This is a genomic window from Nocardia carnea, from assembly GCF_029869215.1.
Classification (GTDB): domain Bacteria; phylum Actinomycetota; class Actinomycetes; order Mycobacteriales; family Mycobacteriaceae; genus Nocardia; species Nocardia carnea_B.
The window spans coordinates 1-18255 of record NZ_JARWPM010000310.1; the positions used below are offsets into that span (position 1 = coordinate 1).

General features: G+C 69.1%; 17 protein-coding genes and 1 pseudogene. 13 read left to right on the forward strand and 5 right to left on the reverse strand.

Annotated features, from left to right (window positions below):
- Positions 1-484, forward strand: a pseudogene (locus QH276_RS21900) (SDR family NAD(P)-dependent oxidoreductase); the annotation flags it as partial.
- A gap of 23 nt (positions 485-507) precedes the next feature.
- On the opposite strand, the gene QH276_RS21905 reads toward QH276_RS21900, so the two are convergent.
- Positions 508-1119: an ATPase gene (locus QH276_RS21905; RefSeq protein WP_280397074.1), complete on the reverse strand. Its 612-nt coding sequence runs from the start codon at positions 1117-1119 to the stop codon at positions 508-510.
- Between the two features lie 3 nt (positions 1120-1122).
- A complete protein-coding gene (locus QH276_RS21910) occupies positions 1123-1704 on the reverse strand; it encodes a peroxiredoxin-like family protein (RefSeq protein WP_280397075.1) in 582 nt (193 codons plus the stop codon).
- 69 nt (positions 1705-1773) lie between these two features.
- Here QH276_RS21910 and QH276_RS21915 point away from each other — a divergent pair, with 69 nt between their 5' ends.
- Positions 1774-2433 (forward strand): TetR/AcrR family transcriptional regulator C-terminal domain-containing protein, encoded by a 660-nt coding sequence (locus tag QH276_RS21915; RefSeq protein ID WP_280397076.1) that lies wholly within the window; start codon positions 1774-1776, stop codon positions 2431-2433.
- Here QH276_RS21915 and QH276_RS21920 read toward each other — a convergent pair.
- On the reverse strand, positions 2409-2633 hold the full coding sequence (locus tag QH276_RS21920) for a FitA-like ribbon-helix-helix domain-containing protein (protein WP_280397077.1): 225 nt from the start codon (positions 2631-2633) through the stop codon (positions 2409-2411). The two genes, QH276_RS21915 and QH276_RS21920, sit on opposite strands and share 25 nt — an antisense overlap.
- 274 nt (positions 2634-2907) lie before the next feature.
- Between QH276_RS21920 and QH276_RS21925 the strand changes: the two genes are divergently transcribed.
- The 5 genes from QH276_RS21925 (at position 2908) to QH276_RS21945 (ending at position 8639) form a co-directional block, all read left to right on the forward strand.
- On the forward strand, positions 2908-4080 hold the full coding sequence (locus QH276_RS21925) for an aminoglycoside phosphotransferase family protein (RefSeq protein ID WP_280398382.1): 1173 nt from the start codon (positions 2908-2910) through the stop codon (positions 4078-4080).
- A 262-nt stretch (positions 4081-4342) separates the two neighbouring features.
- Positions 4343-5623 carry a cytochrome P450 gene (locus tag QH276_RS21930; protein WP_280398381.1) on the forward strand — a complete coding sequence of 427 codons (1281 nt, stop codon included), beginning with the start codon at positions 4343-4345 and terminating at the stop codon, positions 5621-5623.
- Positions 5624-5740: 117 nt separating this feature from the next.
- Positions 5741-6952 (forward strand): acyl-CoA dehydrogenase family protein, encoded by a 1212-nt coding sequence (locus QH276_RS21935; RefSeq protein WP_432278602.1) that lies wholly within the window; start codon positions 5741-5743, stop codon positions 6950-6952.
- Positions 6953-7130: 178 nt separating this feature from the next.
- Complete coding sequence (locus QH276_RS21940; RefSeq protein ID WP_280398379.1) at positions 7131-7907, forward strand: hotdog domain-containing protein; 777 nt, start codon at positions 7131-7133, stop codon at positions 7905-7907.
- A gap of 42 nt (positions 7908-7949) precedes the next feature.
- Positions 7950-8639, forward strand: coding sequence for a TetR/AcrR family transcriptional regulator (locus tag QH276_RS21945; protein WP_280398378.1), 690 nt, complete (start codon positions 7950-7952; stop codon positions 8637-8639).
- A 22-nt stretch (positions 8640-8661) separates the two neighbouring features.
- Here QH276_RS21945 and QH276_RS21950 read toward each other — a convergent pair whose 3' ends face one another.
- Positions 8662-9525: an SDR family oxidoreductase gene (locus QH276_RS21950; RefSeq protein ID WP_280398377.1), complete on the reverse strand. Its 864-nt coding sequence runs from the start codon at positions 9523-9525 to the stop codon at positions 8662-8664.
- Between the two features lie 139 nt (positions 9526-9664).
- Positions 9665-10078 (reverse strand): hypothetical protein, encoded by a 414-nt coding sequence (locus QH276_RS21955; protein ID WP_280398376.1) that lies wholly within the window; start codon positions 10076-10078, stop codon positions 9665-9667.
- 471 nt (positions 10079-10549) lie between these two features.
- Between QH276_RS21955 and QH276_RS21960 the strand changes: the two genes are divergently transcribed.
- The 6 genes from QH276_RS21960 to QH276_RS21985 all read left to right on the forward strand — a co-directional run bounded on the left by QH276_RS21960 (position 10550) and on the right by QH276_RS21985 (position 18094).
- A complete protein-coding gene (locus tag QH276_RS21960; protein WP_280398375.1) occupies positions 10550-11158 on the forward strand; it encodes a hypothetical protein in 609 nt (202 codons plus the stop codon).
- A complete protein-coding gene (locus QH276_RS21965) occupies positions 11155-11883 on the forward strand; it encodes a hypothetical protein (protein ID WP_280398374.1) in 729 nt (242 codons plus the stop codon). Before QH276_RS21960 ends, QH276_RS21965 begins: the two co-directional genes overlap by 4 nt.
- 264 nt (positions 11884-12147) lie before the next feature.
- The gene (locus tag QH276_RS21970; protein ID WP_280398373.1) at positions 12148-13806 is read left to right on the forward strand and encodes an alkaline phosphatase D family protein; all 1659 of its coding nucleotides are present in this window, start codon (positions 12148-12150) and stop codon (positions 13804-13806) included.
- 188 nt (positions 13807-13994) lie between these two features.
- Complete coding sequence (locus QH276_RS21975) at positions 13995-15782, forward strand: GMC family oxidoreductase (protein ID WP_280398372.1); 1788 nt, start codon at positions 13995-13997, stop codon at positions 15780-15782.
- A gap of 551 nt (positions 15783-16333) precedes the next feature.
- The gene (locus QH276_RS21980) at positions 16334-17608 is read left to right on the forward strand and encodes an MFS transporter (protein ID WP_280398872.1); all 1275 of its coding nucleotides are present in this window, start codon (positions 16334-16336) and stop codon (positions 17606-17608) included.
- Between the two features lie 24 nt (positions 17609-17632).
- Positions 17633-18094: a PaaI family thioesterase gene (locus QH276_RS21985; protein ID WP_280398870.1), complete on the forward strand. Its 462-nt coding sequence runs from the start codon at positions 17633-17635 to the stop codon at positions 18092-18094.
- Positions 18095-18255: the final 161 nt, after the last annotated feature.

Below are 18255 nucleotides of genomic sequence, written 5' to 3' on the forward strand. Positions count from 1 at the left end.
CCCCCCCCACACCCGCTCTTGGGGCCCGCGCCGGTTGGCCACCCCCCGGGTGGGGCGCCCGGGGGGGGGGCGCTCCGCCACTCCGGGCGGTGCGGCCGCCGGCCGCACCGCCTATTCGACGAGCAAACTGGCCGTCCTCTATCTGGTGCACGAATACGCGCGCCGGCTGCCGGCCGGGGTCGATGTGATTGCCTTCAACCCCGGCTTCGTGCCCGGTACCGGCCTGGCGCGGCACGCCGATCCGCTGTCGCGGTTCGCCGTCCGCCGGATTCTGCCGGCCCTCACCCTGACGCCGCTCGCGAGTACGCCCCGGTCGGCGGGCCGGTGGCTGGCCGATATCGCCGGGGGCGTCATCCCGGCACCCACCGGTGCCTACGTGGACCGCCGCCGGGTCGCGCGGTCGTCGCGGGAGTCGTACGACCCGGCCCGCGAGCGGGAGTTGTGGGATGCGCTCGAGGTGCTGAGCGCGGGCGCTCCCGGCTGAATGCGACCACCGGCCGGGCCGGATCAGTTCCGGACGTGGTCTTCGACGAAGACTTTGCGGCAGGACGGCGCACAGAAGGCGTATTCGACTCCGTCGTGCGAGTAGGTGATCTGTGCGGTAGCCCATTCGACCTGCATTCCGCAGGTGGGGTCGATGGTGAAACCTTCCGGCGCGGTGGGGAGTTGCCCGGAGTCGCGGAAGTCCTGGGTCATCAGGCGGGTGAGTTCGGTACTGGTGAGGGAGCGGCCGAGTGTACCGACGCAGTGCTCGCGCAGGCCGGTGATCTGTACGACGCAATGCGGCTCCCGGCGCAGGCGCTCGCCCTCGGGTTCGGTGCCGGCGATCGCCTCGGTGAGTATGGGAACGATATCGCGGCCGAATCCGGGGTCACCGCTCCAGGATCCGGGCACGGTGAGCCGGACCAGATAGCGCGGTGCGGTCGCGGGAGCGGGACCCCCGGTAACCCATGTGCGCGGCTGCTGGACCAGTACATGGGTGAATTCGCGGGCTTTGGCCATGGTTTCGTCCGGGGCGCTGTCGTAGCCGGTGAGCGCCTCGAGCACGCGCTCGGCGAGTTCGCGCTCGGCGTCACGATCGAGTTCGCGTCCGGTGACCGAGATTTCGATGGTCATCATGGTTCAGTCCTCCGAGGTCGTGGTGATCGGCGCGGTGGCCTCCCGGCGTCCGGCCAAGGCGAGTAGTTCGTCGACCGGCCATTGGTCGTCGGCGTGGGCGCCGTACTTCGCGGCGAGGAGAGTGCCGTCGGGCCGGATCAGGAAATCGGCGGGTAGCCCCAGGCGGCCGCCGTCGGGCCGGGCGGGCGGCGCCGGCCGGTCGCCGGGGCGATCGGCGAGTTCGGTACCGACGGCGCGGGCGATGGCGGGCCAGGCGCGTGGATCGAGGAGTGCCCGGGCGCCGGTTTCGACACCGAATTCGCGGTACAGCTCCCGTGCCGGATCGGCGACGACATCCAGCGGCAGATCGCCGGAGTACTTGCGGAGTTCCTCGGCACGGGAATGGAAGACCACCACCTCGCGGATACCGGCCGCCCGGATCTCGGCGAGCCGGGTGACCACCGACCGTAGGTGCAGGTGGCAGACCGGGCACCCGGCGAACCGGCGGAACTGCAGGTGCACCAGCAGCGTGGGGTCGGGAATCGGTATCGCCGCGCCGGTGAGCGAGGCGAGTATGCGGGCGGGTACGGGATCGGGCGGCAGCATCGGAGCTCCTTTAGGTGTACGACGTACGCTTACATTCGAGTATGCGCGTATCCAGTACGCTGTCAACCCGTGCCCAGGCCGCGTTCTCTCACCGACGAGCAACTCGTCGCCGCCGCGCTGGCGGTGATCGACCGGGACGGCCTGCCCGGGCTGACCATGCGCGCGGTCGCGGGAGAACTGCGGATCGCCACCATGGGGCTGTACCGGTACGTCGCCGACCGGCAGGCGCTCGAAATCCTCGTCGTCGATCACATCTTCCGTACGGTCGACCTCTCGCTACCCCCCGCGAACTGGGCCGATCGAATGCGGACGCTGATGGACCGGCTGCGGGTCGCGGTGGCGGCCCATCCGGCGGTGGTACCGCTGGTGCTGCGCCACCGGCAGGCCGCGCCGGGCTCGCTCCTGCTGATCGAGACGATGCTCGCGGTACTCACCGACGGCGGGCACACCGGGACCGATCGGGTCGTCGCGCAGCGCACACTGGTCGGCTACCTGCTCGGATTCCTGCAGAACGAGCACTACGCCGCGCTGTCGGGTGCCGGCACCGTCGCCATGTCGGAGCTGTCGGCGGACGAGTTCCCGCACCTCGCCCGGACCGCCGCCGACGCGCGCACGCTGGTGCCCGCCGAGGAGTTCCGGCGCGGGCTCGACGTCGTACTGCGCGGACTCGGCGGCCGTCCGGACGCGGCGGTCACGCCGTGCGATCAGCGGGAATCATCCGGACCGTAGTCGTCCTCGTCCTCGCCCGGTTCGATATCCGGGCAGTTGCCGGCGAGAATGGCACCCAGCCGAGTTCTCTCGGGCGGCGTCAACGCCTCTTCGAGGATCGCCAGGACCTCGTCTTCGGTGCTGCGGCCGTGGTTGACCGCGCGAATCCGCAGGGCGCGGTACACCGCGTCCGGTACATGTCGAACAGCGAGCGTCACCATGGGCGGGCTTCTTTCGTCGACAGTGGTCGGTACCCCGATTGTATTTCCGGGCCTGCGGGAGCGCGGTCGTGGCGGTGTCTCGTTCTGATATCGCCCGCGGCGGGGATCGGAAGCGCCGCGCGGCCGGTACGCCGTAACGTATCCGAGCGAAAGACATTCCGGCACTGGCAAAATGGCGCAAGATCGAGACCGGTCGGTGCGATAGGAGATCCGCGCCGGCGAGTCCGGCGCGGTGCGCGGCTCAGCACGCGCACATTCGGGAAGTGAGGCGGAAATGAATCACAAACTCTGGCTGCTCGGGCGGCTCGTCGCGGTGGGCGGGCATATTCTCGGCGAGAAGATCACCGGGCACCGCGCCCGCACGATCGACGATGTGCCCGCCTCCGCTGCGGCGCTCACCACCGACTGGCTCACGGCGGTGCTGTGCCGGGATGTACCCGGTGCGGAAGTGATCTCGTTCGAGACCGACGGCGGCAGCAGCGGGACCTCCACCCGGGTGGCGATCCGGGTGGAGTACAACGACGCGGGGCAGGCGGCCGAATTGCCCCGGGCGTTGTTCGCCAAGACCACCACCTCGCTGAGTCAGCGCATTCTGCTGGGCGGCGGGAAGATGATCGACGGGGAGACCAGGTTCTTCCGCGATTTCCGCCCGAAACTCGATATCCAGGCACCGCTCGGCTACTGGGGTGCCTCCGATCCCGCCTCCTGGCGCTCGATCGCGCTGATGGAGGATATCGCCGTGACCCGGGGCGCGGTGTTCAGTGAACCCACCGAACCGATCGGCCGCGCGGAGATGGAGGATCTGGTCCGGAACCTGGCGCGGTTGCACGGCACGTTCTGGGAGAGTCCGGCGATCGAACCGCTGAAGACGACGAACGAGGCCCTCGCCGCCTACCTGGCGGCGATCGATATGAAGACCCGGTGCGCAGTCGGGCTCGAGCGCGCGGCCGAGGTCGTTCCCGAGGCGCTGCACGGCCAGGCGGACCGGCTGTGGGCCGGTGTGGAGCGTGCGGTGGACCTCGCGACCCGGGAGCTGCCGCACACCCTGTTGCACGGTGATCCGCATATCGGCCAGACCTACCGCACTGCCGACGGCCGGATGGGATACGTCGACTGGCAGGTGGTGATGCGCGGCGGCTGGGGCCACGATTTCGCGTACACGGTGAACTCGGGGTGCGAACCGGCCGACCGCCGGGCCTGGGCGGCGGATCTGTTGCGGGCCTATCTCGACGAACTCGCCGGTGCCGGTGGCCGGGCTCCCTCGTTCGACGACGCGTGGCTGATCTACCGGCAGCAATCGATGTTCGCGTACGCGGCGTGGGCGTTCACGATCGGCCGGGCGGCGTATCAGCCCGAGATGCAATCGCGGGAAACCTGTCTGACACTTATGCGACGAATCACCACGGCGGTGCACGAGAACGAATCACTGGACGCGCTCGGAGTCTGAGCGGTGGGCCGGGACCGGTCTCGGATCCGGTCCTGGTCAGGTGGGTCGAGGGTGCGGTGACCGGGTCGCGAATGTGCGGACCAGTCCAATGATTTTCGTGAAAAGTACAGAAGTACAACCCAATTCGAAAACAAACAGATAAGCCGGCAGTGTCGTAACATCGCCTCGTTCCGGCTCGAGTCAGTGTGCAGGAGGAGGCTCGATCCGGTGCCCGGCCGGTGGAAAACCACCGGCCTCGCTACCAAGAGGTTGGAGTTTCTTCTTGACCAGCTCGGATTATCGGACGCATACGTTCGGCCCGGTCGGCCCCGGCTCACACGACGACGGACCGAGGGTCGCGCTACATCTCCCCGAATTCGCGGCCGACCCACATCGTGCCTATCGAGAAATGCGCAGCCGGTACGGATCGCTGGCTCCCGTGGAACTGGCCCCGGGGGTGCCTGCGACCTTGGTGATCGGTTACTCGACCGCATTGCGGGTGCTCAACGATCCGGAGCGTTTCCCCGCCGACCCCCGGGTCTGGCAGAAGGACGTTCCGGCGGGCTGCCCGGTGCTGCCGATGCTGGAATGGCGTCCGATGGCCAGCCGCTGCGCGGGCCAGGAGTTCCTCCGGTACCGGCAGGCCATCACCGCCAGTATCGACCAGGTGGATATGTACGCCATCCACACCGTGGTGGAGAATCTCGCGGGCCCGCTGATCAATTCGTTCTGCGCGGACGGGCGCGCGGAGCTGATCAAGCAGTATGTTTTCCCGCTGTCCTTCCAGGTGATCAACTATCTGCTCGGCAGTCCGCCGGAGATCGGCGGGCAGGTCGCCGCCGGGATCGCCGCCATGCTGGAGGGGATCGACGCCGAGGCGGGCAGCCGGATGCTGGGCGAAGCGCTGATGAACCTCGTGCTGCTGAAGCGGGAGAATCCCGGCGCGGATATCACTTCGGTGCTGCTGCGGCATCCCGCCGAGCTATCGGATGAGGAAGTGTCCCACCATGTTTCGCAGGTCTTCGGCACCGGTATCGAGTTCGAGCTCAATCTGATCGTCAACACTCTGTTGTTGATCCTCACCGACGACCGGTTCGGTGGCAGTGTGCTCGGCGGTAACCTCACCTCGCGGGACGCCCTGGACGAGGTGCTGTTCAACGACCCCCCGCTGGCCAATCTGCTCGTGACCTATCCGCGGATGCCCATTCTGCTCGACGATGTCTGGCTGCCGGCGCATCAGCCGGTGGTCATCAGCATGGCCGCGTGCAACAACGACCCGGCCATCAGGTCTTCCGAGCTGACGGGCAATCGCGCGCATCTGGCCTGGGGTCTGGGGCCGCATGCCTGCCCCGCGCAGTCGCTGGCCTACATGATCGCCGAAGGCGCGATCGACCAGTTGCTGGACGCGATACCGGAGATGCGTGCCGATTTCCCCGGTGGTGAGCCGACCTGGCGCCCGGGGCCGTTCCACCGGTCGCTGGCCGAGCTGCCGGTGGTCTTCCCGCCGGGTGCGCCCCTGGCGGTGTACGACGACGGTTTCGGGCTTCCGGCCGCGGGCTACTGAGCCGGACCCGGCTCCGAAGTTGAATCCGGATTCAACTTCGCTTACCGTCGGAGTGCATCGAACGCCCGCCTCCGGCGCGTCGAGCCGCGCCCCGAAGATCGGAGTTCTCCCGTGGAACTGTTCACCTCGACCGACCGCGCCCGCGAGTACCGGCAGACGCTGCTCACCTTCATGGACGAATGCGTGTACCCGGCCGAACCGGTCTACGCCGAGCAGATGGCCGAAGCCGGAGATCCGCACCACCACCCGCAGATCCTCGAGGATCTGAAGGCCGAGGCGAAAAAACGCGGTCTGTGGAATCTGTTCCATCCACACAAGGAGTGGGGTCCGGGGCTGACCAACCTGGAGTACGCGCCGCTGGCCGAGATCATGGGCCGCAGCCCGGCCCTCGCGCCGGAGGCGTGCAACTGTTCGGCCCCGGATACCGGGAACATGGAGGTGTTCACCCTCTTCGGTACCCAGGAGCACAAGGAACGCTGGCTCGAACCGCTGCTCGACGGCACCATCCGGTCGGCATTCGCGATGACCGAACCGGGAGTGGCCAGCTCGGACGCGACGAATGTCGAGATGCGGATGGAACGCGACGGCGACCACTACGTCCTCAACGGCCGGAAATGGTTCGCCTCCAACGCCATGCACCGCAACTGCAAGGTGCTGATCGTGATGGGCAAAACCGATCCGGAGGCGCCCAAACATCGCCAGCAGTCGATGATGGTGGTGCCGATCGACGCGCCCGGGGTGCGGGTGGTGCGCAACCTGCCCGTCTTCGGGTACGTCGATCGCGAGGGGCATGCCGAAATCGATTTCACCGATGTGCGGGTACCGCTGACCGATGTGCTCAAAGGTGAGGGCGAAGGCTTCGCGATCAGTCAGGCACGGCTGGGCCCCGGCCGCATCCATCACGCGATGCGTGCCATCGGGATGGCCGAACGGGCCCTGGAACTCATGTGCGCCCGCGCGGAATCGCGGACCACGTTCGGCCGCAAGGTCAGCGAACGGGCCAATATCCGGGACTGGATCGCGGAGGCCCGGATCGATATCGAACAGGCGCGGCTGCTCACTCTCAAGACCGCCTGGATGATGGACACGGTCGGCAACAAGGAGGCGCGCACCGAAATCGCCGCCATCAAAATCGCCGCGCCGGTGATGGCGCTGCGCATCGTCGACCGGGCGATCCAGGTGTACGGCGCGGCGGGCGTCACCGAGGATTTCCCGCTGGCCAGCATGTACGCCCATCTGCGGACCCTGCGCATCGCCGACGGCCCCGACGAGGTCCACAAACTCACCATCGCCCGGGCCGAACTCGGCAAAGTACGAGCTGCCGACTGATCTCCGGCGCGGGGTCCGGCACCTTCGGCCCCGCTGGACCCGGCACCGCCGCTGGTTGTGATTCGTTCGTGCGGCCTGGGAGCTGTATGCGGGCCCGGCTACGGATACGTTGGAAAGGGTCCGGTTGGTTCCCGGTAACCCGCGGGAGCCGTCGCGGACGAATACGAGGAGGCAACCTATGACGGTCGAGACGGGGACGGAACCGCAGCGGCGGCGCCATATTCTGCTGGAGCTGGGTTTCGCGACCACGCTGGTGGGCGAGGAACTGCACGGTACGGCGACGATCACGCCGCAGATGTATGTGCCCGGGACGGAACGGCTGCGCACCTCTGTGCTCGCGACCTGGACCGATACTGTGACCGGCCTGCTCGCCGCGCTCACTCTGGGGCCGCGCGTTCCGGTGACCCTCGAACTCGATGTCCACCTCTACCGGCCCGCACCGGCCAGTGGTGAGGTCCGGGCGGTGGGCCGCAAGATCAAGGCGGGCCGTTCGGTGTTCGTCGCCGAAGTCGAGTGGACGGTGGACGGCGAACCGTTCGCGTTCGGGGGCGGGTCGTTCATGGTGTCGCCCAACGAAGAGCTGCGGTTACCGGACGAGCTGAGTATCGATATGCCCGTCTCCGATCAACTGCTCGCCGTCCCGCTGGCCGAGCGGGCCGGTTGTGAGCGGCGCGCGCCCGGGACCGCGGTGCTGCCGCGCACCGACGACGGTCTCAACGCCTCCCGCACCGTGAACGGCGGTCTGATCGCGCTCGCCGCCGAGGAGGCGATCCTGTCGCTGGCGCCGGGCGCGACTCTGAGCACGCTCGGCCTGCGCTATCTGCAGCCGGCCCGGGTGGGCCCGGTGGTTGCCGGCGCGACCCTGCGCGCCGATATCGGCCGGGCCACGCTCCGCGACGCCGGTAACGACGACCGGATCACCACCCTCGCCACGGGCCGCCTCTTCCCGGCCTGACCGCGTGGCATCAAGACCACCTTCGACGACAGCGAGTTGACCGTGAACGCCCAGGAGGAAGGCATTTCCGCGGGCACCGTGACCGGCCCCGTGCGGACCGGACCGCCGGCCGCGGGCGGATCACCGCGTCCCGCTCCCAAGAGCCGCCGCGGTATCCGGACCCGTGCCGCACTGATCGCGGCGGCCCGCCGAGTTTTCGAATCCGACGGGTTCGTCGATGCCCGGATCAGCGATATCACCCGCACCGCGGGGGTGGCCTCGGGTTCCTTCTACACCCATTTCGACAGCAAGGAAGAGATCTTCTCCGAGGTCGTCGCCCAGGTGCGCGACGAGATGCTGCATCCGCACGTCCGGGCGCGGGCCGGCAGCGACGACCCGCGCGACTGGATCGCCGCCGCGAACCGCGAATACCTGCGCTCCTATCGCCGCAACGCCCGGTTGATGGCCGCGCTGGAGCAGGTCTCCCGGGTGGATCAGCAGTTCGCCGCCCTGCGCGCCGAACGGGCCGCGGCCTTCGTCGACCGCAACGCCGCCCTGATCCGCGATCTGCAGGACCGCGGTCTGGCCGCAGCGCAACTCGACGCCCGCGTGACGGCACTGGCCCTGTCGAGCATGGTCAGCCGGATGGCCTCGCTCGTCTTCGTCGAGGGCGAGGAGATCGCTTTCGACACGCTGCTGGAAACCCTGAACTGGATCTGGTTCAACGCCCTGCAATTACCCGGACCACCGTAACCCGCAGCGGGTTTGCCGTGGGTTACCCCGCTCGGCGGGTGGCGGCGAAACCGCGGAACCGGCGAAGGTAGCCCACGATCCCGCGCAGCCCGACGGCGCGCGGCCAGTCGTCCGGGCGGAAGTAGGCGTCGGTGCCGCCGTCGACGAACAATACGCTGCCGCAGAGGAATTCGGCCGCGGGGGAGAGCATCATGCAGACCCAGTCGGCGATGTGCTCGGGTTTCCCGAAGCCGCCGGTGGGCACCGGGAATGCCTTGATGGCCTTGGCTTCCGCCGGGGTGGCGAGCTGGCGTTCCAGCAGGGGGGTGAGGATCGCGCCGGGCGCGATGACATTGAGCCGGATACCGGCCCCGGCCCATTCCGGCCGGACGGCGTGCCGGCGCACCCAGCGGCTGACCGCGATCTTGGAGGCGGCGTAGACGAACGGTGCCGCCTGCGAGCCGAAGATCTTCACGCTCCGGACGGCGCGTTCGGTATCGCCGGCCAGGAAGGCCTTCACCGTCCGGTTCGGTACCGCGGGCACCGTGGTCGACGAATTACTGCCGAAGGCCACCACCCGCGCGGCACCGCCGGCGGCCAGTGCCGGCCGCCAGCCCTCGAGCAGATCGACCACGCCGAGATAGTTCACGGCCGCGATCACCGGCAGCCGGGCGGGATCGGGGACCGGGCCCAGGCCCGCCGCGAGCACCGCGCCGTCGAGCCGGCCGTCCGCGGCGGCGAGCACCGCGTCGATCGCCGCGCGCCGCCCCGCTGCGGTGGACAGGTCGGCGACGATATCGGTTTCCTGGATATCCACGCCGATCACCCGGTGCCCCTCGGCCGTCAGCTTCTCGGCGACGGCTCGTCCCATACCCGACGCTGCCCCGGTGACCGCGTAGACACCCATCCGAAATCCCTTCCTCCTACCCGGCGCACCGATGCGCCGGGCGATTTCGTCGGAGTCTGTCAAAAGTCGGCGGCATGTCAAGCGCCGTGGATCGGGGCGGGCGGCGCCGGCGGGGCGGTCCGGGGTCGAATCGCGGAGGTCAGAACGGCAGGTGCACCCGTTCGGGCAGAGTGAAACAGATGATGCCGAAGTCGTAGCCGGTCTCGACGTTCACTTCCGTGGCGGCGCCCCCGGCGGAGAGCGTGTGGCGGCCGGTGACGGCCGGATCCCAATCGGCGCTGAACACTCCGGGCTCTTCCTCCACCACGGGTCCGAAAGTGCCGCCGGGTCGCCCGTTCGCCAGATCGGTGAAGGCGACCCGATCGCCGGGAGCGCCGAGGGCCGTCACCGTATACGTGCAGCCGACGCCGTATTGGACGAAGCCGAGGCCGAATCCGCCGTAGATCTCGATATCGGTGACAGCGGCCGAGGCGGTGGCCGGCAGGCCGACGGCGGCCGCCACGGCGAGCACGCCGGTGGCGAATCCGAAACGTTTGCTTCCCGAAGTATTCATCGCGGGCTCCGGTCGGATCGGCGGGGCATGGGACATCCTTGTGGAGAAGTCCAGCACCTCGGGGTCACGGCGCACAGTCCGCCACGATCACAAAGTGTGTGAGCGGGTCACGAATCGGGTATTCGTCGGCGAGCGAAAACGCGACATTGCGGTGCGGGTGTAACGATTCGGGGCGCTTCGGTGAAGAACGGTGCGTAAACGTTATCGACGCGGCGGGGTAGCCGGACGAGTGCTGACGTCTCGCCGGATCGGCCGCGGCGGATATGGCAACCGGGTATAACCGTTGCACCCAAGGGGTTCGGGCCGAATGCGGAGAGATAATCGAGTTATTCTGCAGCAATTTTAAAGTATGAATTTTCCTTTTATATCCGGGTGTGCACCTTTTCTCCGAATATCGGTATGGTCCTGTGCGCGAACTGAAATCGCAGCCGCCCGGGCTCGGACGGTCCACGTGAGAAGGAATAGAACGTCATGAAGTTCGGCACTTTCGCCGCAACCGCACTTCTGTCTGTCGCTGCCGTCGGTATTTCGGCCGCGACCGTGCACGCCGAACCGGCGGCGCCGGCTCCCGAGATCAAGAGCGAAGGCGTCGATCAGGGCGTTGCCTACGAAACCAGCGTCGATCAGAAGACGCAGACCATCACCACCGCGGTCGAGAACGGCCGCTTCGAACTGACCCCGGACGGCGCCAAGGCGATCCTGAAGGCCGTCAGCGGTGCCGTCGTGGCCGAGGTCCCGCTCGAATACGAGATCTCCGGTAGCGACATGGCCGTGGCGCACGAAATCAGCGCGGACGGCAGCACACTAGAACTGACCCCGACCGTCACCGCCGAGAACATCGGCGAGATGCGGCCGGTCAGCTCGATGGCCCGGCTGACCTCCGAACTGGAGAAGAACGTCGCCGGGGTCGCGGTCGGCGCGGTGCTCGGCGGTCTGCTCGGCGCGCTCGTCGGGCTCGGCTTCCTGAGCATCATCACCGGTCCGATCGGGCTGGTCGTCGGCGCGGTCGCCGGCGGTTACATCACCGGTGGGCAGTCGTTCGGGGACGCCGTGACGGCGGTCCTGCGCGGCGAGCCGTGACCGAACCGGTACCGGGCGAGGACGGCGGTCAGCCGCAGCTCTCGCCGCAGGACAAACGCGCTCGGGTCGGCGCGACCGCGGCGGCGATCGCCATCGCGGCCGTGGTGACCTCGATCGTGCTGGGTATCGGTATCGCCGCGTTGATGGCCACCGCCGGTGGTACGGAGGAGAGCACGCAGGATCTGGCGGCGCCGAGCTCGGCGGGCACCAGCTCGGTCGCGGGCACCACCACGACCTCCGGCGCCCCGGCCGCCCCGCCGCCGGTTACGGTATCGCCCAGCGTCCCGCCGACCACCACACCGGAGATCATGGGTACTGCCGGTGAGGCCAACAAGGAGGCGAAACAGGCGCCGCCGAAGGTCGAGGTGGTGGCCGGGGAATGCCTGAGCGCGTTCGGTGAGAAGGAAGTCACCGAGGCACCGTGTGGCAGTGCGGAGTCCCGGTACAAGGTATCGGCGGCCGGCCCGGTGGGCACCGCCTGTCCCGCCGACGGCGATACCACTCACACCATCGCCGATACCACGCTGTGCCTCGATATCGATTGGGTCGTCGGCAGCTGCGCGGATGTCTCGGGCGATCAGCCCCAGCGCACCGAGTGCGCACCCGGCGGGGTGCAGGTGATCAGCATCCTGCCGGATACCAACAGCGTGAACGCCTGTCCGTCGGCCGATCGTGGTTTCGTCTACGACCAGCGCCGTTTCGTGGTGTGCTTCGCTGATTTGTAGGCCCGGGGCCCGGCCGGTCCTCCGGTGACCGGCCGGGTGCGCCGCGAACTGTCGCGGCGGCCGAGTAACCGGTACCGGTCCAGTTCTCGCGCACCCGGCGAGGTGGTACCGAAGACGGACTCGGCTGTGCGGCAATGCCGGTCCGCGGCCGCGTGGATCTGTGGCTCGTCCAGGATGGGCAGCCGGCCCTCGTCGCCGGTATGGCCGGTCGGCAGCCGATGGGCCGCGGCGCAGTACTACGGGGGACAGGCAATAATTTGATCTATGCCCGTATCTCGTCGCACGTTGCTGCAAGCGGGGTCGGCCGGTGCCGTCGCGGTGCTGGCCGGGGCGGGTCTGGTGAGCAGTGCGCCGTTGCGGGCGCCGCGGCTGCTGGGTGATCCCTTCTCGCTCGGAATCGCCTCGGGCGATCCACTGCCCGACGGGGTGGTGTTGTGGACGCGCCTGGCGCCCGACCCCTTCGCCCCGGACGGGCTGGGTGGTACCGGCCGCGCACCCGTCACCGTCGAATACGAGGTCGCCGAGGACGAGCAGTTCCGGCGAATCGCTGCCCGGGGCAGCGCCGTGGCGACTCGCGAACTGGGGCACAGCGTGCACCCGGAGGTCCGGGGGCTCGCGCCGGATCGCTGGTATTTCTACCGGTTCCGGGCGGGGCCGGCGATCTCGCCGGTCGGCCGCACCCGGACCGCGCCCGCCGCGGGCGCGCGGGTGGACCGGCTGCGGTTCGCCTTCGCCTCCTGTCAGCACTGGAGTTCCGGGTACTACACCGCCTACCGGCATCTGTGCGACGAAGACCTCGATCTGGTGGTGCATCTCGGTGACTACATCTACGAAATGGAATGGGCGCGCGGCCGGGCCGGGGTCGCGATACCGGCGACCCTGCGGGCCGAGGCGACCGATCTCACGGGGTACCGGTTGCGCTACGCGCAGTACAAGGCCGAGCCGGAACTGCGTGCGGCACATGCCGCCTTCCCGTGGGTCTGCACCTTCGACGACCACGAGATCGACAACAACTGGGCGGGTTTCGAGCCGGGCGCCGGCATCGATATCCATCTGCTGCCGGCCTTGTTCCGGCGCCGCCGGGCGGCCGCGTTCCAGGCCATGTACGAGCATCTGCCCCTGCGGATCGGCCAGCTACCGGCGGGGCCGTACGCCCGGATGCACCGCCGGTACGCCTTCGGCTCACTCGCCGATCTGACGATGCTCGACACCCGCCAATACCGTTCGCCACTGGTTTGCGGGGACGGCGCGAACCTCGTGGTGGACTGCCCGGACCGGTTCGCCGCCGACCGGACCATCCTGGGCGCCGAACAGCGCGAGTGGCTGATCGACGGGCTCACCCGTTCCCCGGCGCGCTGGCAGATCCTGGGCAATCAGGTCGCCATGGCGCAATCCGACTACGACCCGGGCCCGGCGGTCGCGGTCGGCACCGACGCCTGGGACGGTTACGTCGCCGACCGCGACGCGGTGCTGGCCGCGGCCGCCGCCCGCGGCCGGGGCGATCTGGTGGTGCTCACCGGTGACCGGCACGAGAACTACGTCGTCGATATCCGCGGCGACTACCGCGACCCCGGATCGCCGGTCATCGCCACCGAATTCACCGGCACCTCGATCACCACCGGCCGTGACGGCGCGGATCTGACCCCGCGCGGCCGGACCCTGCTGGCCGCGAATCCGGATATGAAGTTCTTCAACGGGCAGCGCGGATATGTCCGCGTGGAAGTGGACCATCAGCTGTGGCGCAGCGATTTCCGGGTGGTGCCGTTCGTCCGGGAGCCGGGCGCCCCCGTGGTCACCCGGGCGAGTTTCGTCGTGGAACACGGCCGGCCGGGTGCCTCGGCCGCCGCGGATCCGGGCCCGCCGCCTGTCCCTGCCGAGGTGCCCGTATCCGGAGACGAACCGGCGATCGACGCGGGCCGCTGAGCCGATCGGCTGCGGTGGCCGAGGGAGCTGCCGGGGTGACCGGCGCGTGCCGTCGCGGCGCGGCCGGCGCGATCTGCCCGGAGGATACCGACAGGGACCGTCCGTGGGACGGAGGTTGGCCGAAAGTGCCGATTTCCTGTCCGCGGGTATGTGCCCGCGGGCGTGACCCAGGCCATAGTCTCGGAAGAATGTCCAGTTCCGCAACGAGTCCCGGCACCGGCGCCGGGCCCGGCCAGACCTTCGACTACGACGTACTCGTCATCGGCTCCGGATTCGGTGGCAGCGTGAGTGCCCTGCGGTTGACCGAGAAGGGTTACCGGGTCGGTGTCCTCGAGGCCGGCCGCCGCTTCGCCGACGACGAATTCGCGAAAACGTCCTGGCGTGCCAGGCAGTACCTGTGGGCGCCCTTCCTCGGGTGCTTCGGTATCCAGCGGCTGGCGCTGTTGAAGGACACCTTGATCATGGCCGGTGCGGGCGTCGGCGGCGGGTCCCTGGTCTATGCGAACACGCTGTACGAGCCGCCGGAGAAATTCTTCCGCGACGGTCCGTGGGCGCATATCACCGACTGGAAAGACGAGCTCGGCCCCTACTACGACCAGGCCAAACGCATGCTGGGCGTGACGACCAACCCGGCGACCACGCCCACCGACCGCGTGCTGCGCGAGGTCGCCGAGGAGATGGGGGTGGCCGATACCTATCAGCGCACCCCGGTCGGCGTGTTCTTCGGCGGCCCCGGCACCCGCCCCGGCGAGGACGTCGAGGACCCGTTCTTCGGCGGGGTGGGCCCGGCCCGGCGCACCTGCACCCACTGCGGCGAATGTATGACCGGCTGCCGGCACAACGCCAAGAACACGCTGGTGAAGAACTACCTGTACCTGGCCGAGCGGGCGGGCGCCGAAGTGCACCCGCTGCGCACCGTCACCGATGTGAAACCGCTACCGGACGGCGGGTACGCGGTGCGGACCGTGGCCACCGGACGGTGGGTGCGCAAGAAGCGCACCACTTTCACCGCCGAGCAGGTGATCTTCTCCGCCGCTTCGCTGGGCACCCAGCGCCTGCTGCACAAACTGCGGGATTCGGGGTCGCTACCCGATATCTCCGGCCGGCTCGGATATCTCTCGCGCACCAACTCCGAGGAGCTGCTCGCCATCCGCAGCCGGGTGAAGGACAACGACTTCACCAAGGGCGTGGCGATCACCTCGTCGATCCACCCCGACGGCGATACCCATGTGGAGCCCGTGCGCTACGGCAAGGGCAGCAATGTGATCGCGCTGCTGGGCAGCATCATGGTCAGCGAGGAACCGGGAGTTTCCAAACGCCGCCTGTGGTTGCGCGAGATGTGGCGGCATCGCCGGGAGATGCCGCATCTGCAGAATCCGCGGCACTGGTCGGAGCAGTCGATCGGCCTGCTGGTGATGCAGTCGGTGGACAATTCGATCACCACCTACACCAAGCGCGGGCTGTTCAAGCGCAAGATGACCACCCGCCAAGGTGAGGGCGCCCCCAACCCGACCTGGATTCCCGCCGGGCACGAGGTGGGACGGCGGGTCGCCCGCAAGATCGACGGAACCCCCGGCGGCGCGCTCAGCAGTGTGTTCAATATCCCGATGACCGGCCATTTCATCGGTGGCTGCGTTATCGGCGACAGCCCCGAAGCCGGCGTGGTCGACGCCTATCACCGGCTCTACGGATATCCCGGCCTGCACGTGATCGACGGTTCGACCATTTCGGCCAACCTCGGCGTGAACCCCTCGCTCACCATCACCGCGCAGTCCGAGCGGGCCGTCGCGCTGTGGCCGAACAAGGGCCAGGCCGACCCCCGTCCACCGCTGGGGTCGCCGTACCGGCGGATCGCCCCTGTCGCGCCTGTCGCTCCGGTGGTACCCGTCTCGGCGCCCGCCGCGCTGCGCCTGCCCTTGGTGGAGGTCAACCACCGCGAGCATCCGGGCGTCGCGGTAGGCGAGCAGGCGCAGTGACCCGCACGGGTAGCCGGTAGCTCGCGGCAGCCGCGTGGCCGATGCCGCCGCGGGGGCCCCCCGCGGGGCGGGGGCGGGGCGGGGCGGCGGGGGGGGGGCGGGTGTCGGGGCGGTGCGGGCCCGGGGGGGGGCGGGGCGCGCGCGGGGGGGGGGGGGGGGCGCGCCCGCGGCCGGGGGCGGCCGGCGCCCCCCCTGGCCGGGACTCGTCTGCGCGAGGTTGCGGCGGGTCGGTACCGGGTATGCGTGACCGCCTTCACATAAGCTGGAAAGTAGCTGATCGGAGCGGTCGACCCCGGGGCTCCGCAACGCGCCCGCGTTTACCTCGGGCAAATCCCGGGTAACGGTTTGTGGTCGATACTCGCCGGAACCCGGTCGCCGGCGGGCGCGACATCATGGGTCGGCCGGGCCGACTCGGCCGCGCACGCCGGAGAGGACTGACCGTGACGGAGCAGCAGCCGGAAGCACCGCAACTGGACAAGCACAAAGAGGTGGCTCATCTGGAGGAGCCACCGCAATCGCCGCATCTGAAGAGGTCGGTGGCGGCCTCGGCGATGGGTAACGCCACGGAATGGTTCGACTACGGCGTCTACGCCGCGACGGCCACCTACCTCACCGACGCCTTCTTCCCCGGTGATCTGGGCACCCTGGGCACGATGCTCGGGTTCGCCATCTCGTTCGTGCTCCGTCCCCTCGGCGGGCTCGTCTGGGGTCCGCTCGGCGACCGGGTGGGTCGCAAGGTCGTCCTGGCCACCACCATCCTGCTCATGGCCGCCGCGACAGGTCTGATCGGTGTGCTGCCGACGCACAGCCAGGTGGGCGTGCTCGCGCCGATCCTGCTGATCCTGCTGCGCGTCGTCCAGGGTTTCTCGACCGGCGGCGAATACGGTGGCGCGGCCACCTACCTCGCCGAATGCGCCTCCGACAAGAAGCGCGGTTTCTTCGGGAGTTTCCTGGAATTCGGCACGCTCGGCGGGTTTGTCGGCGGTTCGGCGGTCGTGCTGCTGTGCCAGCTGATCCTGGGCACCGACGCCATGCACGACTGGGGCTGGCGGATCCCGTTCCTCATCGCGATCCCGCTGGGCGCCATCGGCTGGTACCTGCGTACCCGGCTCGACGAATCGCCGGTGTTCACCGAGGTGAACGAGACGGAGCACCCCGACAGCGGGCTGGGGGTGCTGCTGTCGACGTACTGGCGTGAGGTGCTGGTCCTGTTCGGTCTGGTGGTGGCGCTGAACGTGGCCAACTACACGCTGCTCACCTATCAGCCCACCTACCTGCAGAACACCATCGGCCTCGGGGAGTCGACCACCACCGCCATGATGTTGGTCGGACAGGTCATCATGATGCTGTGCGTGCCGTTCTTCGGCCGGTTCTCCGACCGGGTCGGCCGCCGGCCCATGTGGTTGTTCTCGCTGGTGGGCCTGGCCGTGCTCGCCGTACCGATGTACTGGCTGATGGGTCAGGGCACGGGCTGGGCGATCGTCGGCTTCGTGGTGCTGGGCCTGCTCTACGTTCCGCAGTTGTCGACCATCAGCGCAACCTTCCCCGCGATCTTCCCGACCCATGTCCGCTACGCGGGTTTCGCGCTGGGCTACAACGTTTCCACCGCCGCGTTCGGTGGTACCGCGCCGCTGGTGAACGAAGCGGTGATCGAGGGCACCGGCTGGAGCCTGTTCCCCGCTATCTACATGGCGGGTGCCGCGCTCATCGGCCTGGTCGCCTGGGCGTTCCTGCGGGAGACCGCGGGGACCTCACTACGCGGCACCGAGGTGCCCGACGCCGCCGATCCGGCACCCGCCACCACGGAAAAACAATCCGTCGCCTGACACCCCGGAAGGGCCCCTGCCGCCATGAGCGAAACCCGCAATCCGCCCATCGCCGAGGTGGTGAACTCGGCGCTGGAGCACACCATCCCGGTGGCCCACCGGATGGGTGTGCACGCCGAGGAGGTGCGGCGCGGCCATGCGGTGGCCACGGTGCCCGTCGAGGGCAACGGTAACCATTTCGGTGTCATGTACGCAGGGGTGCTGTTCACCGTCGGCGAGATCCTCGGTGGCGCCATCGCGGTGGCCAGTTTCGACACCGCGAAGTTCTATCCACTGGTGAAGGATCTGCGGATCGCGTTCCGCAAACCGGCGACCACGGCGGTGCGGGCGCAGGCCACGCTGGAAGACACCGAGATCGAGCGCATCTCCGCGGAGGCCGCGGCGAACGGTAAGGCCGATTTCACGCTGCGGGCGGTGCTCACCGATACCGACGGTGTGGTGGTCGCGGAAACCGAGGGTTTGTATCAGCTGCGCGCCCACCCCTGAGCCGGTGCAGGGCCGGGGGGGGGGGGGGGGGGGGGGGGGGGGGGGGGGGGGGGGGGGGGGGGGGGGGGGGCGGGGGCGGGGGGGGGGGGGGGCGGGTGGCGGCGCGGGGGGGCGGCGCGCTGGGCGCCGGGGGCGCGGCGGGCGGGGCGCGGCGGGGGGCG